The organism is Flavonifractor plautii ATCC 29863, from assembly GCF_000239295.1.
Lineage (GTDB): Bacteria > Bacillota > Clostridia > Oscillospirales > Oscillospiraceae > Flavonifractor > Flavonifractor plautii.
Genome location: NZ_JH417792.1, coordinates 1 through 18,553, shown reverse-complemented (window position 1 = coordinate 18,553; position 18,553 = coordinate 1). Strand labels below are relative to the sequence as shown.

27 protein-coding genes and 1 pseudogene are annotated in these 18,553 nt (G+C 67.2%); 8 read left to right on the top strand and 20 right to left on the bottom strand.

Translation table 11 applies throughout. The features are described 5' to 3' along the window. Window positions 1–34 precede the first annotated feature (34 nt). From HMPREF0372_RS10740 to HMPREF0372_RS10705, 8 genes are all read left to right on the top strand, one after another. Window positions 35–382, top strand: coding sequence for a PadR family transcriptional regulator (locus tag HMPREF0372_RS10740; protein WP_007492128.1), 348 nt, complete (start codon window positions 35–37; stop codon window positions 380–382). After that, the gene (locus HMPREF0372_RS10735; protein ID WP_230979277.1) at window positions 319–1,206 is read left to right on the top strand and encodes a hypothetical protein; all 888 of its coding nucleotides are present in this window, start codon (window positions 319–321) and stop codon (window positions 1,204–1,206) included. Before HMPREF0372_RS10740 ends, HMPREF0372_RS10735 begins: the two co-directional genes overlap by 64 nt. Next, the gene (locus tag HMPREF0372_RS10730; RefSeq protein ID WP_007492125.1) at window positions 1,199–1,879 is read left to right on the top strand and encodes a DUF5044 domain-containing protein; all 681 of its coding nucleotides are present in this window, start codon (window positions 1,199–1,201) and stop codon (window positions 1,877–1,879) included. The genes HMPREF0372_RS10735 and HMPREF0372_RS10730 overlap by 8 nt, the downstream gene beginning before the upstream one ends. After that, entirely contained in the window at window positions 1,876–2,670 is a 795-nt protein-coding gene (locus HMPREF0372_RS10725) for a permease prefix domain 1-containing protein (protein WP_007492122.1), read from the top strand. Before HMPREF0372_RS10730 ends, HMPREF0372_RS10725 begins: the two co-directional genes overlap by 4 nt. Then, the gene (locus HMPREF0372_RS10720; RefSeq protein WP_007492120.1) at window positions 2,663–3,304 is read left to right on the top strand and encodes a DUF5044 domain-containing protein; all 642 of its coding nucleotides are present in this window, start codon (window positions 2,663–2,665) and stop codon (window positions 3,302–3,304) included. Before HMPREF0372_RS10725 ends, HMPREF0372_RS10720 begins: the two co-directional genes overlap by 8 nt. Before the next feature lie 9 nt (window positions 3,305–3,313). After that, window positions 3,314–4,090, top strand: a complete 777-nt coding sequence (locus tag HMPREF0372_RS20110; protein WP_007492118.1) for a permease prefix domain 1-containing protein — start codon at window positions 3,314–3,316, stop codon at window positions 4,088–4,090. After that, entirely contained in the window at window positions 4,087–4,671 is a 585-nt protein-coding gene (locus HMPREF0372_RS10710; protein ID WP_007492116.1) for a DUF5044 domain-containing protein, read from the top strand. Before HMPREF0372_RS20110 ends, HMPREF0372_RS10710 begins: the two co-directional genes overlap by 4 nt. Before the next feature lie 61 nt (window positions 4,672–4,732). Next, entirely contained in the window at window positions 4,733–5,269 is a 537-nt protein-coding gene (locus tag HMPREF0372_RS10705; protein WP_007492115.1) for an S-layer homology domain-containing protein, read from the top strand. A 65-nt stretch (window positions 5,270–5,334) separates the two neighbouring features. On the opposite strand, the gene HMPREF0372_RS10700 is transcribed toward HMPREF0372_RS10705, so the two are convergent. The 20 genes and pseudogenes from HMPREF0372_RS10700 to HMPREF0372_RS10600 all read right to left on the bottom strand — a co-directional run bounded on the left by HMPREF0372_RS10700 (window position 5,335) and on the right by HMPREF0372_RS10600 (window position 18,403). After that, window positions 5,335–5,904, bottom strand: coding sequence for a DUF2313 domain-containing protein (locus HMPREF0372_RS10700; RefSeq protein WP_007492113.1), 570 nt, complete (start codon window positions 5,902–5,904; stop codon window positions 5,335–5,337). After that, window positions 5,901–6,880, bottom strand: a pseudogene (locus tag HMPREF0372_RS10695) (baseplate J/gp47 family protein). The gene HMPREF0372_RS10700 and the pseudogene HMPREF0372_RS10695 overlap by 4 nt, the downstream one beginning before the upstream one ends. 85 nt (window positions 6,881–6,965) lie before the next feature. Then, window positions 6,966–7,301, bottom strand: coding sequence for a hypothetical protein (locus HMPREF0372_RS10685; protein ID WP_007492110.1), 336 nt, complete (start codon window positions 7,299–7,301; stop codon window positions 6,966–6,968). Window positions 7,302–7,312: 11 nt separating this feature from the next. Then, on the bottom strand, window positions 7,313–7,681 hold the full coding sequence (locus tag HMPREF0372_RS10680; protein ID WP_007492108.1) for a hypothetical protein: 369 nt from the start codon (window positions 7,679–7,681) through the stop codon (window positions 7,313–7,315). A gap of 15 nt (window positions 7,682–7,696) precedes the next feature. Beyond that, window positions 7,697–8,635: a hypothetical protein gene (locus tag HMPREF0372_RS10675; RefSeq protein WP_007492107.1), complete on the bottom strand. Its 939-nt coding sequence runs from the start codon at window positions 8,633–8,635 to the stop codon at window positions 7,697–7,699. After that, window positions 8,635–9,192 (bottom strand): LysM peptidoglycan-binding domain-containing protein, encoded by a 558-nt coding sequence (locus tag HMPREF0372_RS10670; protein ID WP_007492102.1) that lies wholly within the window; start codon window positions 9,190–9,192, stop codon window positions 8,635–8,637. Before HMPREF0372_RS10670 ends, HMPREF0372_RS10675 begins: the two co-directional genes overlap by 1 nt. An 11-nt stretch (window positions 9,193–9,203) precedes the next feature. Next, a complete protein-coding gene (locus HMPREF0372_RS10665; RefSeq protein ID WP_007492100.1) occupies window positions 9,204–9,764 on the bottom strand; it encodes a hypothetical protein in 561 nt (186 codons plus the stop codon). Further along, the gene (locus HMPREF0372_RS10660) at window positions 9,761–9,970 is read right to left on the bottom strand and encodes a hypothetical protein (RefSeq protein ID WP_007492099.1); all 210 of its coding nucleotides are present in this window, start codon (window positions 9,968–9,970) and stop codon (window positions 9,761–9,763) included. Before HMPREF0372_RS10660 ends, HMPREF0372_RS10665 begins: the two co-directional genes overlap by 4 nt. Then, window positions 9,967–10,377 carry a hypothetical protein gene (locus HMPREF0372_RS10655; RefSeq protein ID WP_007492098.1) on the bottom strand — a complete coding sequence of 137 codons (411 nt, stop codon included), beginning with the start codon at window positions 10,375–10,377 and terminating at the stop codon, window positions 9,967–9,969. Before HMPREF0372_RS10655 ends, HMPREF0372_RS10660 begins: the two co-directional genes overlap by 4 nt. Window position 10,378: 1 nt before the next feature. After that, a complete protein-coding gene (locus HMPREF0372_RS10650; protein ID WP_007492097.1) occupies window positions 10,379–10,768 on the bottom strand; it encodes a hypothetical protein in 390 nt (129 codons plus the stop codon). A gap of 19 nt (window positions 10,769–10,787) precedes the next feature. Continuing rightward, window positions 10,788–11,822 carry a phage tail sheath C-terminal domain-containing protein gene (locus tag HMPREF0372_RS10645; RefSeq protein ID WP_007492096.1) on the bottom strand — a complete coding sequence of 345 codons (1,035 nt, stop codon included), beginning with the start codon at window positions 11,820–11,822 and terminating at the stop codon, window positions 10,788–10,790. Beyond that, a complete protein-coding gene (locus tag HMPREF0372_RS10640; protein WP_007492095.1) occupies window positions 11,819–12,307 on the bottom strand; it encodes a hypothetical protein in 489 nt (162 codons plus the stop codon). The genes HMPREF0372_RS10645 and HMPREF0372_RS10640 overlap by 4 nt, the downstream gene beginning before the upstream one ends. A gap of 12 nt (window positions 12,308–12,319) precedes the next feature. After that, entirely contained in the window at window positions 12,320–12,667 is a 348-nt protein-coding gene (locus tag HMPREF0372_RS10635; protein WP_007492094.1) for a hypothetical protein, read from the bottom strand. Next, complete coding sequence (locus HMPREF0372_RS10630; protein ID WP_007492093.1) at window positions 12,664–13,014, bottom strand: hypothetical protein; 351 nt, start codon at window positions 13,012–13,014, stop codon at window positions 12,664–12,666. Before HMPREF0372_RS10630 ends, HMPREF0372_RS10635 begins: the two co-directional genes overlap by 4 nt. Continuing rightward, window positions 13,011–14,045 (bottom strand): phage major capsid protein, encoded by a 1,035-nt coding sequence (locus HMPREF0372_RS10625; protein WP_007492092.1) that lies wholly within the window; start codon window positions 14,043–14,045, stop codon window positions 13,011–13,013. Before HMPREF0372_RS10625 ends, HMPREF0372_RS10630 begins: the two co-directional genes overlap by 4 nt. A 19-nt stretch (window positions 14,046–14,064) precedes the next feature. Beyond that, on the bottom strand, window positions 14,065–14,415 hold the full coding sequence (locus HMPREF0372_RS10620; RefSeq protein ID WP_009258878.1) for a hypothetical protein: 351 nt from the start codon (window positions 14,413–14,415) through the stop codon (window positions 14,065–14,067). Between the two features lie 44 nt (window positions 14,416–14,459). Then, complete coding sequence (locus tag HMPREF0372_RS10615; protein WP_007492090.1) at window positions 14,460–15,320, bottom strand: hypothetical protein; 861 nt, start codon at window positions 15,318–15,320, stop codon at window positions 14,460–14,462. 358 nt (window positions 15,321–15,678) lie between these two features. Then, window positions 15,679–16,839 carry a phage portal family protein gene (locus HMPREF0372_RS10610; RefSeq protein WP_007492089.1) on the bottom strand — a complete coding sequence of 387 codons (1,161 nt, stop codon included), beginning with the start codon at window positions 16,837–16,839 and terminating at the stop codon, window positions 15,679–15,681. A gap of 36 nt (window positions 16,840–16,875) precedes the next feature. Continuing rightward, a complete protein-coding gene (locus HMPREF0372_RS10605) occupies window positions 16,876–18,126 on the bottom strand; it encodes a PBSX family phage terminase large subunit (protein ID WP_007492088.1) in 1,251 nt (416 codons plus the stop codon). Beyond that, entirely contained in the window at window positions 18,116–18,403 is a 288-nt protein-coding gene (locus HMPREF0372_RS10600) for a hypothetical protein (RefSeq protein ID WP_007492087.1), read from the bottom strand. Before HMPREF0372_RS10600 ends, HMPREF0372_RS10605 begins: the two co-directional genes overlap by 11 nt. Window positions 18,404–18,553 lie beyond the last annotated feature (150 nt).

The window sequence follows — 18,553 nt, the reverse complement described above, 5'->3', positions numbered from 1 at the left end:
TCGCCGAGGTATTTTGCGTATAAGGAGGCTTCCCATGAAAAAGGCGGACAAGAACCTGCTCTCCGGCTCCACCACCCTTCTGGTACTCTCCCTGCTCTCCTCCGGGGACAAATATGGCTATGAGATGATCGCCGAGCTGGAGGCGCGGAGCGACCACACCTTTACGCTCAAGGAGGGCACCCTCTACCCCATCCTCCACACACTGGAGAAGGACGGAGCGGTGAAGTCCTACGAAAAAGAGGCCCCCACGGGCCGGATGCGGAAATACTACCGCATCACCCGCAAGGGCCTGCGCCTGCTGGACGAAAAGAAGGAGGAGTGGGTGGAATTTACCCATACCGTCAACGCCATTCTGGCCGGAACCAGTCCGGCTCTGGCATGAGCGCCCCGGCGGCGGCCCCCCACCGCACCATCAGCCAGTTCTGCGACCACGTATGCATGTACGTCCGCTTCCGGCCGGACCACGAGGCCATCACGGCGGAGCTCACCGCTCACTTGGAGGACCATAAAGACGCCATTCTGGAGATACACCCGGACATGACGCTGTGGGAGGCGGAGCGCCGGGCGGTGGAGGCCATGGGGAATCCGGAAGAGCTGGGCCGCTGGCTGGACTCCATCCACAATCCCCTCTTGGGGTGGCTCCAGATCTGGTTCGTGCGGGCGGTGTGTATTCTGGCGGCCTTGGTGCTGGTGCTGGCTCTGCCCCAGGCGGAGCGCGTACACAATCAGGCCGCTGACATCCAGCGGCTCCGCAGCTGGGGCCCGCCGGACAGGGAGCATGTGACCGCCGACTTCGCGCCGGACGGGACGTGGACGTGGCGGGGCTACGCCTTCTCCATCCCCCGTGCAGTGGTGGAGCAGTGGGAGGGAGGCCAGAAGGTGTCCTATCTGCTGAGGATCGCCCACCCCAACCCCTGGCGGCAGGAGCCCCAACTCCGGGAGGGGATCTGGGCGGAGGACGACCTGGGCAACCACTATTATTCCATGGAGGAACAGCAGGCTTTGAGCGACCAGGGCGCGTTCCGCGTGTATATGGGCATGTCCTCCGGGAACTATTCCGCCGCCTATCCCTTCGCCACTTACTACGACATGGGAGTATCCAACATTGACCCGGCGGCCACCGAGATCACCCTCCATTTTGACCGCTATGGAGAGGATGTGCTGTGGCTGACCATCCCTCTGGAAGGAGGCGGTCTCTATGGCTAGGCGCCCCACTACCCCCGCCCGCCGGAAGCGCCGGACGGCCGTGTGCGCCGTCCTTCTGCCGCTCCTGCTGGCGGCGTTGCTGCTGGTGCTGGACGTTCCCTTTCTCACTGCCCGGGGCGCTCTGGCCGCCACCCAAGAGCGGTACGCCTTCGGCCCCGGGGAGGTCATTGCCCGGTTCAGCCCCCAGCAGGAGGGCATGCCCCCGTTACGGTACTACATCGTCCGCGACGGGGACTGGTTCGCCTGGTGCAGTGTGGAGGGGGACGGCCTGTTCTGGCGCCCCGGCGCGCTGACTGCGGCCTGTCCGGACGGCGAGGCCCCCCTGGCCATTCTGGCTTCCCCCACGTTCGGCGGCACCAGTCCGGAGCTGGTAGTGGTATCCAGCGACCCGGACATCGCCGCGGTGGAACTGGACTATCTGGTGAAATCCGCCATCATCGACACCGTAGTTTACGTTCACGTGGAGATGGCCCGTCAGGAGCCGCTGGAGGATTCGTGCTTTTACTTCTCTCTGGAGGACGCCTATTCCCGCCTCTTTTATGAGACGCCTTCCACCGTTTTCCGCGTCCGGTACTATGACGCGGACGGAAAGCTGCTCTACGAGTCTCCCTATCCCGCCCGCTGGTTGGAATACCCGATCCTCGACTCCCATTTGAAGGTGGTGACTCCGTGAACCGCGACCATGTCGACCGCTTCTGCTCCAGGGTGTGCGCGCACGTCCGCTTCTCCCCCGATCACGCCGCCATCACGGCGGAGCTCACCGCCCATCTGGAGGATCACGCCGCCGCCCTGGAGGCGCGGGGCTTTCCCTCCGACGTAGCCGTCCAGCAGGCCGTGGACGCCATGGGCGATCCGGAGGAAATCGGAAAAGAGCTGGACAAGAGCCACAGCCCCTTCCTGGGGTGGTTCCAGATCTGGTTCCGGGCGGCGGTCTGGACGCTCCTGCTTTTGTCCATCCTGACGGCAGCTTATTCTCTGCTGCACAGCACCTCCTCCCTCCGCCTCCCCTCCCAGGCGGAGGCGGAGTGGCTTCAGACGCACAGGAGCTTTCCCCAGGTGGCGGGAGAGCTGGAGCCCCAGGCGGTGTACCAGGGGGCGGACTACCGCTTCTCCGTGGAGCGCGTGATTCTGCTGGACACCCATACCGGCCTCCGGCTGGACTGTCTGCTCCGGGTCTCCTGGCGCAACCCCTGGCTTCCGCCCCCCAACGCCGGGGCGCTGCTCCGCGCGGAGGATGACCGGGGCAACGAATATCCGCAGTTCCAGAACCGCCCGTTTCTCACCGGGCGTTACCTGCACGGAGGGCCGCTTCCGGGCGCCTCCCCCCTCCCTGTGCGCTACTATGAGCTCTCTATCTGCCAGGTCGATCTGAAGGCGGAGACCATTACCCTGTTGCTCGACCCCTTCGGCGCCGTCGAAGCGCGCCTCACCATTCCGCTGAGAGAGGAGAAAGCCCATGGCTAACCTGCCCACCCCCGCCCTGCGGAAAAAGCGCATCCTGCGGGACGTTTGCCTCCTGCTGCTGTGCCCGCTGGTGTTGCTTTTGGCCTGGGGCTTCCCCTACTTCACCCGGAGTCAGGCCCTCTGGGCGCTTCAAAAGGCAAACTTTTTTGAGGGCGGCCGCGTTGTCGCCTGGTCGTCTCCCCCGGAAGACCGTGATACCGCCTATGCCGTCCTCCGGTGGGACGGCTGGTACGCCGTGGGAACCCTGCGGCGGGCGGGGCCCTTCTGGGAGCCCGTCCGGTTCAACGCAGTTCAGCCGGACGACGCGCTCCCCATAACCCTTCTGTTCGAGGACGCCGGGATAGCTCACAGCTTCCTCTGTGTGCTCTCCAGCGATCCGCAGATTGTGACCATGGAGCTGGACTACGTGGCGGGCTTCTCAGAAACCAGCTCGTCCCCGCAGCAGCTGCGTACCCTCCGGCGGGAGGCGGTGGAACACTGCTTTCTCTTTCCCTGTGACGGTTCGGCCTGGGTGCCGGTGGACGATCCCTTTCAATCCATCCGCCTCCGGGGTTATGATACGGCCGGAAATCTGGTGTATGAGTCCCCCGTGCCGAGCCTTTGGGCGAACTATGACTTCTCCCCAATGGAATGAGGTGATTCCATGGCAAATCTCCAATTTGAGGACTTCTGTCAGAAAGTGTGTCAGATGCTCCGCTGGAAGGCGGCATGGGGGCCGGTCTCTGCCGAGCTGACCGCCCATCTGGAGGATCACGCTGCTGCTCTGGAGGCGCGGGGCCTGTCTTCCGAGGAGGCCGCCGCCCAGGCCGTGACCGCCATGGGTGAGCCGGAGGAACTAGGCCGCCAGCTCGACCGCGCTCACCCGCCTCTGCTGTGCCTCTCTGTGGCGGCCACCAACATAATATTGGTCTTTCTTCTGGTCGTCTGCATCCTTGCCCTAGCCCTCTGGTCGCTGGATTCCGCAAAAACCGTTCTTGCCCGGCGTGCTGCTCCTGAGGATACCCGGGCGCACTACCAGGAGCGATACGAATACCCGCTGGCTATAGACGAGTGGGCAGAGGTGGACGGCCTGCGGCTCCACTTCCACACCATCGGTGTCATGAGCTCGACCGGGCAACCGTTCGCCTATGAGATCTACCTAACTTGCGACCCGGCCGACGGCTGGTTGCCTGATAACGGCAGCCCCCGCCTGAAGATGCACTTTGTGGAAAACGTGCCGGGCAATGTGTTCTACCGCTTTGTCGCCGATACTGGCTGGGAGTGCATCCCCGCCACCTCCCTTCACTCCGGAGTCAACCGCTGGATCATCCTGCCCCAGCTTCCCCCCGAAGATGCGGAGCACTTGTGGCTCGAGGGGAACGTGTTCGGCCACACCTTCCGGGTAGAAATTCCACTTCTGAAGGAGGGTGTACAGTCGTGAAACGCCCGCTCTCCCGCCTGCGGCTCACGCCCAGGGGCCGCCTGCGCCGCAATGTGGTGCTCCTGCTGCTGCTCCCCCTGGCCCTGCTGCTCGTCCTCCGCCCCTGCTTCACCCACCAGGCGGCCCTGGAGCGGCTCCAGAGCCGCTTCCACTTCGGCCCGGTGGACGCCGCCCAGTGGTACCCGGAGGAGGCGATCTACGCCCTCCGCTATGACCGCTGGTACGCCGTCTGCTCCCTGGAGCGCCAGCCCTTTTTCCTCGGGCACACCTGGCGGCCCTATGCCAGGGGACTGATCGCCGCCCCGGTGGAGGACGCCCCCCTCTCCGTCTGCGGCATCCATTATGATCTCTTTTTTGGCCTCTGCTCCGACCCGGCCATTGAGTCCGTCCGCATCACCTGCACCGGCGATGGGGGGACCCATACGGCGGAGGTCTCTCCCGACAGCGGCGGGCTGTTTCTCTGGTGTGCCCCGGAGCGGCTTCCAACTTACACGCTCTACACCGCTCAGGCCCTGGACGGCCAGGGGCAGGTGCTCTATACGGTGGAGCGTACCATGGTTGACGAACACGATATCATCTGACCTCAATTCGACGGCATATTCTTCCAGTATATGGTATGCTATACCCAAAGGAGGATATGCCATGAGACAGCTCATTCCTGCACTCCTGCTCCTCACCCTGCTGCTCCCTGCGGCGGCAGCGGCCCAGTCCCCGGTCACCCGCGCCCAGTTTGTGGCCGCCCTGTGGACCTGCTCGGGTGCTGTCCCCTACGATGCCAACGGCCCTTTCTCCGATGTGAATCCCAACTCCCCCGGTGCCACGGCTGTAGCCTGGGCCTATGATCTTGGGATCGTGCGGGGCACCGGCGGCACACTTTTTGTCCCTGACCGCCCCATCACCCGCGAGGAGGCCGCCGTCCTGCTCCGCCGCTACGCCGTCCACCTGGGGCGGGACACCTTTCTGCCCAGCGGAGTGGCCGCCTGTAACGACTTTGAGGGGATCTCTCCCTGGGCGGACGACTCCCTCTACTGGGCCGCCGGCATCGGCCTGCTGGCGTGGGGCGCGGACGGCAGGCCGGAGCCCCAGGGCACCCTCTCCCCGGAGGAGCTGGAGCAAGCCCTCGCCCGTTTTTTTGACCGCCCTGTCCCGGCTATTCCCTATCTTCTGGAGCACTGGTGAGCTCCCTTTTAAGCAAAAAATGCCTGGAACCATATGGTTCCAGGCATTTTTATGCGACAGGCAGGCTAGTCCCGCACCATCTTCTCCAGCTCCTCCCAGGTGGGCCCCAGCTTCTCAATGTCTCCCCAGGTGGCAAAGCGATCCTCCATGAGGGCCCAGGTGATGTACCAGTAGACATACCGTATGTCCAGATGGCAGGGCAGAATATCTTCCAGGATGGCCCTCATTGATTCAAACCCGTCCGGGATGCCTGGTACATCGGGGAACCGCACCTCCACAACGCCGGGCGTTTCCGTCTCGCTGGCCACGGCGTTGAGACCGCAGCCTTTTAGATTATCGTTGATCGCCGTCAAGGTAAAGCTGTCCCCGCCGATGCGCAGCAGGGCGGCCAGCGCCGCCCGCCGCCGCTCCAGGCTGGCAGCTACCGGCTTTCGGGCCAGCAGTGCCTCGACGGCCTCCAGCCCCCGTCCCTCTGCGGTGCAGATCAGCATCTCCCGCTGTACCTCCTCCATGGCGGCCTCTACCCCATCCAGCGCCTTCCCCTGGGCCTCCAGCTCACCGCCATTGGCGGTGCCCTCCAGCCCATAGATACGCAGGGGCCGGAGCAGCTCCCTGAGGTATGCCCCGTAGCTCATGCCGTCCCCTCCAGTGCCGCTACCGTCAGTGTGCCCAGTTGTGGCAGCTCGTCCACCGCTGCCGCCACATCGGCCGCCGGGGCGGTGAGGGCGTAGTTCTCCACGCCCTCCACCCCGAAGATCAGCGCCCCCAGCTGGGCCCGCAGGACACTCTGCCCCAAGAGCCGCCCGTCAAACCAGCCTCGCACGGCGGACTCCACCGCCTGCCGGACGGTGTTAAAGTCCGCCCCCGGCCGGGCCGCCACCTGAACTGACACATCCACCGTCCTTACCTCCGGCGCCTTCACCTGAACATCCACGGCGATTTCGCGGCGTTCCTCCAGATGGGCCGCCACCTGTTCCAGCAGCCCGCTGTCGGGCAGCCCCGCCGCCGTGGCAAGAAACACGTCCACCGTCCCCACGCCCCGGGGCCGCGCCACCACGGTAGCCGCCGCCACCTCCGGAAAGGAGAGGGCCTCCTGCTGGTAAAAGGCGGCGTTGGCCCCGTTGGGCATCCGCCGAAAGGTCTCCAGCACCCGCTCCCGCAGGCTCTCGTCCCCCTCGGCATCCAGTCCTCCGGAAAAGGCCTCAGGATTGGTGCACCGGCTCACCCCCCCCGGCGCCACCGCCATGGCCCGCACCGTCCCGACCGCCGCATTTCCCCCCGCGCCCGGCTCCACCGCTCTGGCCCGCACCTGGGCGGGGTCTGCCCCGCCTTTAAAACGCCCGCCTCGGTGGTCTCAAAGCGCACCTGGGCCGCCGTCATGCATACCGTCCCCTCCGGGATGCTCAGATCGGCCTCCGGCGGATGGTCCGTCTCAAAGGAGAGCACCCCGACCGCCGCTGTGGCCGCCCGGCGCTCCAGCCCCCGCAGTTGAGCATGCTTGTCCAGGTAGTCCCCCTGGGCCGTCTGGGGGAAGCACTGCCGCCCCACCCAGTCGGCCTGCACATACAGGGCGTAGAGCTGGGCCGCCACGGCGTAAAGTCGCACCGCCATGTCTCCGTCCCCGGCCAGCGCCATCCCTGTCTCCCGCTGAAAGGTGTCCACCATCTGCCCGTAGAGCTCCTCCACCGTCATCCCGTCATACGCCTCCCGTCCCAAGTATCAGGCGGAGCGCCTCGCCCCGCCAGTCCAGCTCGACCGTCAGTTCTCCCTCTGCTGACAGCTCCACCCCGGCCACCGACAGCTCCGCCTCATCGGAAAGTGCCTGGGCCACATACTGCCGGGCCAGTCCGGCCCGCTCAGCGGGCTTGGCCCGGCCGAGCCGGTGGAGCTCACTGCCCAGCGCAGGCAGCAGCGGAAAGCTCCCCCGCGGGATGGACAGCTTCCACAACACCCGCTGCAGCAGCTCGTCCGTCCCTTCCGCCCGCAGGAAGCCACCCGCGCCGTCGCTGACGTAGTCGCCGTTCCGCACCATTAGTTCCACGCTCAGCCCTCCCCTGTAAGCACCGGCTTGCCGTTGACCAGCACATCTCCGGTCAGCCGGATACCCCCGCCGCCGATGCGAATGGAGGCCGAACCGCTGTAGATGAGCACCTCGCCCGCCGCCAGGTTCCAGTCCTGCCCGCAGGCCTGGCCGGCCACACAGGGGGCCTCTCCCGCCTGACCGGTCTTGAGCACCAGCACCTGCTCGCCCTCCTCCGGCCGCCACACATAGCCGCCCGGGCCAAACACGGGCAGCTCCCGCCGCTCTCCGGCCAGATACACCCCGGCCGGGTCGCCGGGCAAGGTGACCCGGCCCACCAGTGCTGTTCCGTCCGGCTCTGTCCTTCTCCGCCCCTGCTCCGAAATCCACATAAAACCACTCCTCCGCTATGGCTCCCCCAGCGTCAGCCGGGTGTAGGTTCCCGCCGCCGTCAGGCCGCATACGCTCTCCCGTACCCGCCAGAGGCCCCGTCCCGTCCCCTTGGCCAGGTTGAGCTCCACCAGTTCCCCCGGCCACGCGGCAAAGGCCTCCGGCAGCTCCAACTCTGCCTGCCGCAGCTCTTCCCGGGCGCGGGCCAGTTGATACGCCCCTGAATAGCGCATGGCCTGATAGCTGCTCTTTCCCGGCATGGTGAGCACACGGCGGCACCGGCCGCCCCGGCGCAGGAAGTCCTCGTCCGCCACCCGCTGAACCTCCTCTGTGGTGCGGTCCCGCACCAGCACCTCGGAGAGCACCCCGTAGCGCTGCTCCCGCAGGCGGAAGCTCGTCACCGCCGCGTCCGCCCCCAGCACCAGCCGCCGCCCCTCCTCCCAGGGGGCCAGTACCAGCCGCCCCAGCCGGTCAAACCGGGGGGCAATTCCCCCGTAATAGCGGCAGAATTCATAGACCACCTGCCACTCGCTGCTCCCCGCGTCCACCGAGAAGCCCGGCACCGGCGGCAGCTCCGCCCCCCGCACGATCTCAATGCCGTAGGGGGCCACGTGGTCCCGCAGGATATCCTCAACAGTGGCCACCTGGTAGTCTGCCCCCAGCGCCTCGTTGTCCAGCAGGCGGGCGGCCATTCCCCGGCCCGCCACGGTAAGGGTGCCCCCCGCGGTGTCCCAGCCCCGCTCGCACTCGTCCACCACGCCGGTGAAGAGCCGTTCCCCGTTCTCCTCCGCCGTAAAGCTCACCGCCTCGGTCAGGTCGTTCCCGCTGTCCGGCTCCCACAGGCAGGTGAGCTGAAAGCTGTCGCAGGGCGTGCCGCAGCCGTATTGAAACTGCCACTCCACCGCGTCGGGCAGGCGGATGCGCCGCCCATCCCAGCACAGCAGTTCTCCCCGCATCACGCCAGGCGCACCTCCTCCCCTGCCAGAATCAGGTTTGGATTTTTAATCTGGGGATTGAGGGCGATGAGCTCGGTCAGGCTGAGTCCGTAATCCCGGGCGATCCCCCACAGGGTCTCCCCCTGGCGCACCGTGTGCCGCCGCTCCCCCGCCGTACCGGCGGCCGGGCCTGTCTCCGGTTCTCCTCCGCCCCCGGTCACCTGTACGCCGGTGCTGTGTCCGTCGTATCCCTCCCAGAAAGCAAAGGAATACCCCACATAGTCCGCCCTGGGCTCCTGCCGGAGTGAGAGCTCCACAAAGTAGGCGTTGGAGGTCTGCCAAACCGGGTGAACCAGCAGCCCCGGTCCCCCGGCGTAGAATACGGTAGCCAGCTTCTTAAACTCCCCGTAGGCCCCTTCGCCCACGAATTCCCCCTCGCCCCGCATGACCCGCTGGGCGGGGCCCAGATCCTGGAGGTGGTAGCGCCCGAAGGGCACCTTTCGCGCCCCCATAGTCCGCTTATATTCAATGGTGTAAACCCGCGGGTTGTGGGGCCATACATAGTCCTTGTACCGCATGGAAGCCAATCTCACAGCAGCCGGAACCCCCCATCATACCGCCGGGCGTCCCGGCGAAACAGCCGGTCCAGCGCCTCGGCCTCCGCCGGAGCGCCCACCGCTCCGCCGTACTGCTCCACCGTCACCACCCGCCTCTCCGTTCCGCCGCTCCACTCCCGCTCCATGCTCCTGCGCACCAGACCGTCGAGCCAGGCCACCCCTGACCCGCTCCGGTATTCTGCGGTGTGCTCCGGCCGGGCCGGTTGAGCCGTCCGCTCCCCCATTTTTCCCGCCGTCTCCAACGTACCGGCGGTCTGGAGGCCGTCTGCCCACTGCTTCGCTCCCCGGTCCGATGGCTGTCCGCTGGAGTCCCCGACCGGGGCCTCCGGCACATATCGGTTCCCTATCACCGCACCCGGTCCGGCACACGCGCCGGCCTCGTCCTGCTCCACTCTGCGCCGCGCTGCTGCGGCCTCTGCGGGCCGCGTATTCTCCTCCAGCCATACCGTCAGGGGGCCGGTCTCCAGCTCCGGGGCCTCGCCCTGTTCCTGCTCCTCCTGCTGTGCCAGCAATACCGCGATATAGTCCGTCAACCGCTCTCCCCCCGTTTCAGCCGTTCAAACCGCGCCTCGTCAAAGGCCGCGTTCTGCCCCGCCGCCGTCTCTGTCCGGAGCGCGCCGCAGGCCGGGCACCGCTCCTCCGCCGCCTCGCTTCGGCAGGCGGGACACAGCCGCGCCAGCTCCTCCTCCCGGTCCAGCGCCAGGTGGAGGGCGCACCAGAGATAGTCCCGCGCCTTCATCTGTTTGGCCCGCTCCTCCGTCGGAAGCGCGCCAAAGCGTTGGAGCACGCGCCAGCGAAGACGCTCATAGGGCGCGTGCTCCAGGCTTTTTTTAACCCTTCCAGCCGCTCCTCCCCGTCCTCGGGGGAGGGGTTTTCCGCCCGGTCAAAGGCGGCCCACCGGCCCGCCAGCGCCCCGATCTCCCGGGCGCTCAGCCCCGCCAGAGCCGCCCCGCCGTCCGCGAACACCGGCTGTCCGCCCCGCTCCAGCGCCCGGGCCAGCAGGCAGGCGTTGGCGCACAGGGCGGCCTCCGCCTCCCCCCGGGCCAGCCCCTCCGCCTCCCGGCGGGCCTCCAGCACCTCCAGGGCGGAGAGAAGCCGCAGCTCCCTCCCGTCCTCCAGCTTCAGCCGTTCCCGTCTCTCCAGCATATCACACCGCCGTTTCAATCCGCCTGGCCGCTACGATGGTGATCTTCTCCACCACCATGGCCCCCAGCGCGCCGGTCTCGCCGATGGAGCTCCACTGGCAGCCGGAGTAGATGATCTTCCGGTCCGGCTTGCAGATGACCAGGCTGAAGTCCTCCAGCGCATGGAAGTTCAGCCCGTCCCGGATGGCCTCATCGGTGGCGTACAGCCGGGTCAGTTCGATGACGTGGGTACGTTGGCCCGGTATGGTGGCCACCGGCTCGTCCTCGCCGAAGGCCTCCACGGTCTGGCTGGTACGGCTGGACTTGGCGGTATAGCTCTGCACCACCGCCACCTTTTTGCCGTCCACCTCCAGATAGATGTCGCTGCTGGTTGGAAATCCCGCAACCTTCATGTTCCTTCCTCCCCCATTCTCACACAGTGATATGCGCGCTCAGCCAGATCTGGTTGAGCCCATGGGCCACGGTAAAGGAAAAATCCACCAGACACACCGTGGGGTTGTCCGCATCGGCCTCTACGGAGACCTCGCCGTATCCGGTAATGATCTCCCGCGCCAGCTTGTTTTCCAGCTCCAGCACCACCTGGGAGCGGATGGCCCCCCGGCTCTGCTCGGTGTTCTTGGCCCGGCGGAACCGGGCACGCAGGGCGTCGCGCACGGTGGGGATCACGTCGTCCACGATGCGGATGGTGGTCAGCTCCCGCCAGGTGGCGTCCGCCGCCTCTCCGGTCTTGGTGCGGGTGGTCACGCCCCGCACCACGCTGACCACCCCGGCCGCCTGCTCCACCGGGGTGACCCCGCCCCGCACCAGGGTGTCGATCTCCGTATCCCCATACCGGGCCTCCAGCCCGTCCACGCCTTTCAGCTCCGCGCCGCCCAGGGGAATGGCCGGGTCGCTCTCCCCGGCGATGGCTCCCGCCACTGCCGCGGCCACCGCCGCGCCGCCGCCTTCTCCCACCGGGGCGGTGAGCACCACCCGCTCGCTGTTGAGCCCCTCGGCCCGCTGAACCAGGGCTGTGGCATTCTCCCCCGCCTTGCCGCCCACCACGGCGATGCGCTCTCGCCGCGCTTCAGAGGCGGCCTTCACGCTGTCCCGCAGGGCCTGCTGCACGGTCAGCTCGCCGCTGTCGCACACCACCACTGCGATGTCCTCCGCCGCTTCCAGCACCGAAAAGGCCGCCTTGTAGCCCGCCTCTTCGGCCACCGGCACCGCCTTGACCTGGGCCGCGCCATTGAGGAACAGCAGCTGCACCAGCTCCGTCAGCGTTTCCTCTCCGCCGAAGGCGGTCACCGCCTCCTCATAGCGGTTAAAGGTGTAGAGCGTTCCCGCCGTTCCTGTGCCGCACAGGGCCGCCAGTCCCACGCACCGGCCGCCGCCGCGGCCTTTCACCACCGTGGATGCGTCGTACCGGGAGTATACCCCCGGCCGCTCATGGTTTGTCACGCTCATAGATGTCCCTCTCCTCTCACAACAAAGTCCAGGAAAGTGCCGCCCTCGTCGGCTACGGCGTACAGGTATCCCTGACACACCGCCGTCACCGCCCTGCGGTAGAGGCCGGCCGCCCGGTCAAATTCCGTCTCCCCGCAGGAGAGCTCCCGCAGCGCCAGCCCGGCGGGTCCCTCCCACTGAAATGCCTCCGCCATCCGGTCGTAGGCCGTCTGGAGCTCCCCAGCGCTCTCTCCATAGAGGTCCAGCCCGAAGGTGAGGGTCGCCCTCCGGCCGTACAGCTCCTGCCACCGGCCGTTGCTCTCGTCGTACCGCTCCCCCAGGTAATCCCGAAAGCCGCCCGGCCCGCCCTGACAGGCCCGCAGGGATACGGCGGCCACCGGCCCGCTCCGTTGCCGCCGCCGCTCCTCCGGGTAGGCGCATACCGCGTCCACCCCCTGCTGTCTCAGGAACGCCGCCATCTGCTCCCGCACCGCCTGAAAATCCAAGTGTTTTCCCCCTCACGTCTGCTCTGTCTGCGCCTCTCCGTCCTCCACCGCCAGCAGGGCCCACCAGTACAGCGTCTCCTCCCCCACGCAGACGGGCTGTGCCGCCCGCACCGCAAAGCGCAGCCCGTTCCACTCCACGCACAGGCCGTTCGTCTCTTCCAGCGGAAGCTCCGGCGGCCCCAGATAGATCCACTGATCCCGCCGCGCCGTCCCCAGCGGAGTGGGCAGCTCCTGGTACCAGTCCTCCCGCCGCTCCCGCACCGGCTGGAGAAACGCCCGGCAGTCCTGTTCCTCCTCCCCCCGCCGCAGGGTGACGCTCTGCCCGTACCGCGCCAGAATCCGCCCCCAGGCCCCGGTCATCCCGGTACCCCCTGAAAGGCAAACCCCCGGTCGGCCAGCCAGGGGCCCAGCACCGTCTCGGCCTGGAGGCGGAGGGCGGCCGCCCGGGCCGCCCCGTCCCCCTCCTGAATGGTGACCTCCCCGGCGGTGAACCGCCCGCCGCCGGTCTCCCCGGCGGCCAGCCCCGCCAGGGCCAGCCAGGCGCAGGCCAGGATAAAGGCGTCTTCGCAGTCCTCCGACCGCACCTCCGGCCGCAGCCGCCCGGCCAGCTCCGCCTGAGCCGCACGGCACAGGGCCTCCAGCGCCTCCTCCTGTCCCCCGTCCACATGCCCCAGGCTGCGGGCCATGTCCATAATCTGCTCCGTCATTTCAGCTTCAGCACCTTGGCCGCGCCGGTGAACAGCTTGGCGAAGCCGGAGATGCTGGTGATGGCGGCCCGCTCCAGCTGTCGGTCGATGAGCTTGTCGTACTCCACCAGCACGTCGGAGCCCTGCACCATCTCCAGGGCGTAGCGGCGGTCCAGGCCGATGAGGGTGCCGCCGCCCAGGGCGGAGGTGCGCAGCAGAGCTGCGCCCAAAGGGGTGTCCAGCCTGCCGGTGCCCTGGAAGTTGAGGCCGGTCAGGGGGTTCTGGAACTCCTCCAGCTTGAGCATCTGGCGCATCATGTCGCCGCTGACCAGGAGGGTGTTCATCTCATAGGGCTCAAACTGGCCCCAGAAGTCCACCAGCTCATCGTAGGTGAGGGTGCCCGCGGTGCCGCCGATGGGATCGGTACCCACGGTGAAGGCCTCGGCGGGGTTGTCGTTGCCGTCGCCGTTGAGGAGCACCTCGATGGCGTCCTCCAGGTGCATCCGGTTGATGTGGGCGCCGATCTGCCGCAGGGTGACCGAGAACAGATCCAGCTTCTGATAGCGGATGGCCTCGTAGGAGGCCACCAGCATCCGCCCCCGCTTGTGGAGCTTCACCAGATTCTCCTGGGTTTTCACCTGGGTCTGGGGGATGGCGGCGCCCTCCTCCACCCAGCGCAGGGCCCTCTGGTCGTCGTCCGGCACCGAGGCGATGGAGCGGTAGTCCATGCCGTCAAACCGGGTGACGGCGGCGGTGATGTGGGGCAGGAGGTTGGCCTCCTCCATGCCCTGCCGCACGGAGCGGGCGATGTACTCGGGGAAGAGGACGGCGGACTGGCTGGTGGCAAAGAACTTCTCCACCGCGTCGCTGCCCGCGCCCTTCACCTTGATGTCAAAGCGCTTGAGCTGCCGCTGATAGGCGTCCAGCCCCTCCAGCGCCGTGCCCTTATACTGCTCCGAGGGGTCCTCCCGCTCCAGCACCTGGGTGAAGGAGCGGCCCGCCTCGTTATACATGCCCTTTTCCAGTCTCAGGTTGTCAAAACGATATCCCATATTTCCATACCTCCCTTTCTCACAGGCGGATGACGGCGCCGCCGCTCTCCGCCCGCACCACCAGATATTCGCCGCCGGTGGGCGTCTCGGCGCTGTCCGGCCGGACGCCGCCGGAGCCGTCGGCCAGCAGCCGGTTCCACCCCTCACTGAGCGCGCCGCCGCTGGCGGCCACCCGGATCAGCCCGCCCAGCTGTACCGCCGCGAAGCCCTCCCCGGCGCTCAGGGCCACGCCGCAAAAGCGCTCGCCGTCGCCGCAGGGGCCGACGGTGCCGTCCCCGGTGAGCTTCACCACCTGGCCCGCCTTTACCCCTTCGCCGCAGGCAAAGGTGGCCGCCACCTCTCCAATTCCCTCAAATGAAATCCTGCTCATGCTGCCTCTCCTTTCTCCTCTGTCCTCTCTGCGCATGGGGCCGCTCAGATCAAAAATGCCCCGTCCCGCTCTCCGTCGTTCTCCCGCCCGCCGCCATACCGCAGCTGGGTCTCCACCGGGAACACCCGCTCGGCCTGCCGCTCCAGCGCGCCCTTGAGGGCCAGCAGCTCGTCATAGCCCAGCTTGTCCGCGATGCCCCGGAGCACGGCGTGCTCCAGCCCCAGCCCGGCCAGGCCGCCCAGGCGGGCCACCTCCCCGCGCAGGCTCTCCAGGTATTTCCGCCCAAGGGCGGCCTCCTGCTCCATCCGCATGTGCTTCATCACCCCCGCGTTTCTCTGGGCGGGCACTGCCACGAAGGACCACTCATAGGCGTCGGTGGCCCCCACCAGCTCGGCCCAGCAGCGCCTGCCGCCGTACTCCGCCCCCTTCTCGTGGGGGCAGGTGTGGAACTCCTCGCCGCAGATGGAGCACACCGACCGCTCCACCGCGCAGCCCACGCTGACCTCCTTCTTGATCCCCCCCTCGATGGCGGCGATCAGCTCCCGGTTTCCCTCGGTGCGCAGGAGGTAGGCGCAGCCCTTCAGATAGCAGTAGGGCTCGCCCGCCTCCGTCATCCAGCTCTCCCGCACCACCTCGGTTCGGTAGATGCGGGCCGCCTGGTTCCGGGTGCTCCACTGGTGGTCAAACAGACCGCTCCTGCCCACAAACAGGGGGGCCAGCTCCTCCAGGGTAGCGGCCGGGAACCGCTCGTTGTCCCGGTCGATCTCATTGTCGCACAGCCGCACCGCGAAGGCGTATACCTCCTCAGGCCGCAGCTTTTTTTTGCTCATGGCGTTGATCGCTTTTAGCTCCTCCGGGCTGACCTCCAGCCCGCAGTCCACGCCCGCCTCCTTGTTTACGTTCATCCCATCGCTCCCCTCATCTTACTCTGCGCCCTATACCCCGACGAGCCGCCCCTCTCCCTCCGTAGGGCGCGGCATCCCTGACGCGCCGCTCTTTCCCGGTGGCCCCGATCTGGTCTCCTCTGCCCGCGCCGACACTCTTCAGCCCTCTTTGCCCTCTCGCGCCAATCGCAGCTCCTCCGCCTGCTCACGGTACAGTTCCGCCCGGGCCTCCTCGACCTCGTCGCCACACGCTCCAGATCCCTCGCCGCGCCGCTTGCGGCGCGGCTCTCTCCTTCCGCTGCGTCTCCTCTCCCCAGAAAAGTGCTCCGCACTTTCCCGGGGACCCCGATCTGGTCTCCTCTGCCCGCGCCGGCACTCTTCAGCCCTCTTTGCCCTCTCGCGCCAATCGCAGCTCCTCCGCCTGCTCGCGGTACAACTCCGCGCGGGCCTCCTCGACCAGATCCTGGAGGTTGATGTCCTCCCAATCCACCGTCACCCTCCGGTCGTACCCGTGGAGGGCCAGCCACAGCTCGCAGATACGCTCCACCACAGGCTCCAGCCCCCGCCGGATGGCGGTGAGCTCGCTGGTCATCATGTCGGCCTGCTGGGTGCTCATCCGCTCGGTGGACGACCAGCTCAATCCCAACAGGAAGGGCGGTATGCCCGTCCGGGCCACGAGCTGTTCCAGAATCTGCCGCACCGGCACCTCGCTGTCCAGCACCTGGTTGTCCGCTCCGATCACCTTGATGTCCACGTCGCCCACGGCGACAAAATCGCGCACCCGGCCGTCCCGCCCCGCCTCCATGGCTGCGGACCACTCCCGGGCGATCTGGCGGCTGCGCTCCTGGGCCATGGACTGCTCCAGGGGCGCGTCCCCCGGCTTGTAGACCACCGCGAAGCGCACGTTGCCCATCCGCTCCCAGTTCATCCCCATCGCCTGGTAGATGTTCAGCAGGATTCCGGTCAGGAAGGGCATGGACCGCAGCAGACTCACGCCGTAGGGGCTGCCCACCTCCGGCTGAAAGGGGGTGAAGAGCAGCAGCTCCTGCCGGGGCAGCTCCCGGAGCTGCCCGTCCCCACTCCTTCCCCACAGGGTAAACTCCAGCGGCGACTCCCCCTCCCGAATCTCCACGTCCGCCGGGTTGCCGCACAGCACCGCCGCGATCTCCCGGCCCCGCCGGTCAGGGACGATCTCCCCCACCGCCCGGCCGAAGGTGAGCATGGAGTCCAGATAGCCGTCCAGGAAGGACTGGATACCCCTCTGTCCGCGCCCGGTGTTCACATGCTGGAGGAACCAGTCCAGCCCCTCCTGGGCAGCGCTCTCCCGGCAGGACACCTTGACCCCGCCCGCCAGCCGCACCAGCTTGCGCAGGGCGGCGTCCACAATGGGGACGGCCTCCCGTATGCTCCGGTAGAGCTCCATCTCCCCCTGGCTCAGCGGCACATACCCGTCCAGCACGCCGAAGGGGTGCCGTCCCCCCTCCCGGAGCTGCACCGCCGCCCCGGCCCCATTCTCTCTTTTCCTTGCAAATATACCCATGCTCTCCTCCCATCCTCTGCCGCGGCGCGCTCCGCGCTAAAACCGCCCCCGCTCCACACACAGGCCTCCAACGTACCCCCGCTCTCCCGCCGCAACACTGGCGGCAAAATAGCGGATGTCGTCCATGGCGTGGTCGTGGACTTTTTTTACCCGGTCGCCCCCGGCCTTCTCATCCCAGCAGTAGAGGGTAAACTCCCGGAGGGCGTCGGCGCAGCCCTGGCAGATCACCAGCCTCCCCCGCCGCAGCAGTTCGGCGGTGGTTCGGATACCGGCCAACACGTCGTTGTCGGCCTTTTCCACCCGCCATCCCCGCCGGCGCAGGGTCTCGATAAAGCTGGCCGCCGACGGGTCGGCCACCACCTTCCAGATGGGCCGTCCCCCCGCCAGCCGCTCCAGGGCGTCGGCGTGCTCTCCGTCGGTTCTCTGCCGCCCCTCGGCCCGGGCGTCATAGTAGGACTCCGCCACCCGGTACCACACTCCGTCCCGCAGCCCCCACAGCCCCAGGGACGTGGGGTTGACCGTACCGTAATCGCAGGAGATGCACCACCGCTCCATGCCGCCCACCGGGACGGGCCTCGCCCAGCTCTCGTCGAAGAAATCGTATACCCGCCCCTGGGCGGCCACCCACTCCCCCAACACAAACCGCCGGTAGAAGGCGCCGCTGAAGCTGCGCGCGTACCGCTCCCGCACCTGAGGCGTCAGCGCCGGGTTATCCTCCATGGTGAAGTGGAGGTAGAGCGCCCGCCGCTCCTCCGCCTTTAAAATCCACTCCTTGTAAAACCAGTGCTCCGGGTGCTCCGGGTTGCAGGAGAACCACATCCGGCTCCCCGGCACGGAGCACCGGGCGCAGGCCTGCTCCACGAAGGAGCGGGGCATGAGGGCCGCCTCATCCAGCAGAACCCCCGCCAGCGTGATGCCCTGAATCAGGGCCGCGCTTCCCTCGTCTCTGCCGCCAAAGAGGTAGAAGGTGTTCTCCTTCCCGCCCAGCCGTACCGTCAGCCGGTTTTGGGATGCCTGCTCCCTCCACTGGAACCCCAGCGCCCCCAGCGTAGGCAGCACCTCCCGCAGCAGGTTGCGCCGCAGCGCCGTGATGGTTTTGCCGCACAGCCCGAAGGCCATGCCGTCGAAGCAGGCCGTGGCCCACAGGAAGAAGGCCAGCCCCATGCACAGGGTCTTTCCGCTGCGTACCGCTCCGTCGCAAATAACCGCCTCCCGGCTTTGCCCCTCGGCGGAACACCACCAGGTGAGCACACGCCTCTGCTGCCGGGAAAAGGCCCTAAACCGCATCGGCGCTCTCCCGCAGCGCCCGGAAAAACTCCTCCGCCCCGTCCTCCCGGCCGCCGGACAGCTCCACCAGCCGCTCCAGCACGGCCGCCCGATCCACCAGCTTCAGCTCCACCGCGCCGTTTCCGCTGCGCTTGAACTCCTTCAGCGCTCCCAGATCCAGCCCGTCGATCTCTCCTAGCTGTTCTCCGTCCAGGAACGCCAGCTTTACCGCGTCATTTACTCTGCAACCTGCCAGCCGCTCCATCCTCCGCAGCAGCCGTGCCCGCTCGTTCTTCACGCGTTTCCCTCCTCACCTCCACTCCGCATCCCCGAAAAAGTGGCCCATTTCCGTCCACCTTTCTTTTGTGTTTTTACTTTTTGTCTACCAAAAGTCTACCAGAAACGCCTTGGAATCCTTTGGGTTCCAAGGCGTTTTCACTTTTCCCGC

What these genes read in the sequence shown, in the direction of transcription:
- HMPREF0372_RS10685 (WP_007492110.1), bottom strand. Translation starts at nt 7,301, where the DNA reads ATGGTGCGGAACGGCGACTACGTCAGCGACGGCGCGGGTGGCTTCCTG.
- HMPREF0372_RS20110 (WP_007492118.1), top strand. Translation starts at nt 3,314, where the DNA reads ATGGCAAATCTCCAATTTGAGGACTTCTGTCAGAAAGTGTGTCAGATG.
- HMPREF0372_RS10645 (WP_007492096.1), bottom strand. Translation starts at nt 11,822, where the DNA reads ATGAGCGTGACAAACCATGAGCGGCCGGGGGTATACTCCCGGTACGAC.
- HMPREF0372_RS10720 (WP_007492120.1), top strand. Translation starts at nt 2,663, where the DNA reads ATGGCTAACCTGCCCACCCCCGCCCTGCGGAAAAAGCGCATCCTGCGG.
- HMPREF0372_RS10730 (WP_007492125.1), top strand. Translation starts at nt 1,199, where the DNA reads ATGGCTAGGCGCCCCACTACCCCCGCCCGCCGGAAGCGCCGGACGGCC.
- HMPREF0372_RS10650 (WP_007492097.1), bottom strand. Translation starts at nt 10,768, where the DNA reads ATGAAGGTTGCGGGATTTCCAACCAGCAGCGACATCTATCTGGAGGTG.
- HMPREF0372_RS10660 (WP_007492099.1), bottom strand. Translation starts at nt 9,970, where the DNA reads ATGAAGGCGCGGGACTATCTCTGGTGCGCCCTCCACCTGGCGCTGGAC.
- HMPREF0372_RS10605 (WP_007492088.1), bottom strand. Translation starts at nt 18,126, where the DNA reads ATGCGGTTTAGGGCCTTTTCCCGGCAGCAGAGGCGTGTGCTCACCTGG.
- HMPREF0372_RS10610 (WP_007492089.1), bottom strand. Translation starts at nt 16,839, where the DNA reads ATGGGTATATTTGCAAGGAAAAGAGAGAATGGGGCCGGGGCGGCGGTG.
- HMPREF0372_RS10670 (WP_007492102.1), bottom strand. Translation starts at nt 9,192, where the DNA reads ATGCGGTACAAGGACTATGTATGGCCCCACAACCCGCGGGTTTACACC.
- HMPREF0372_RS10620 (WP_009258878.1), bottom strand. Translation starts at nt 14,415, where the DNA reads ATGAGCAGGATTTCATTTGAGGGAATTGGAGAGGTGGCGGCCACCTTT.
- HMPREF0372_RS10625 (WP_007492092.1), bottom strand. Translation starts at nt 14,045, where the DNA reads ATGGGATATCGTTTTGACAACCTGAGACTGGAAAAGGGCATGTATAAC.
- HMPREF0372_RS10655 (WP_007492098.1), bottom strand. Translation starts at nt 10,377, where the DNA reads ATGCTGGAGAGACGGGAACGGCTGAAGCTGGAGGACGGGAGGGAGCTG.
- HMPREF0372_RS10615 (WP_007492090.1), bottom strand. Translation starts at nt 15,320, where the DNA reads ATGAACGTAAACAAGGAGGCGGGCGTGGACTGCGGGCTGGAGGTCAGC.
- HMPREF0372_RS10630 (WP_007492093.1), bottom strand. Translation starts at nt 13,014, where the DNA reads ATGACGGAGCAGATTATGGACATGGCCCGCAGCCTGGGGCATGTGGAC.
- HMPREF0372_RS10700 (WP_007492113.1), bottom strand. Translation starts at nt 5,904, where the DNA reads ATGAGCTACGGGGCATACCTCAGGGAGCTGCTCCGGCCCCTGCGTATC.
- HMPREF0372_RS10705 (WP_007492115.1), top strand. Translation starts at nt 4,733, where the DNA reads ATGAGACAGCTCATTCCTGCACTCCTGCTCCTCACCCTGCTGCTCCCT.
- HMPREF0372_RS10635 (WP_007492094.1), bottom strand. Translation starts at nt 12,667, where the DNA reads ATGACCGGGGCCTGGGGGCGGATTCTGGCGCGGTACGGGCAGAGCGTC.
- HMPREF0372_RS10675 (WP_007492107.1), bottom strand. Translation starts at nt 8,635, where the DNA reads ATGCGGGGAGAACTGCTGTGCTGGGATGGGCGGCGCATCCGCCTGCCC.
- HMPREF0372_RS10740 (WP_007492128.1), top strand. Translation starts at nt 35, where the DNA reads ATGAAAAAGGCGGACAAGAACCTGCTCTCCGGCTCCACCACCCTTCTG.
- HMPREF0372_RS10680 (WP_007492108.1), bottom strand. Translation starts at nt 7,681, where the DNA reads ATGTGGATTTCGGAGCAGGGGCGGAGAAGGACAGAGCCGGACGGAACA.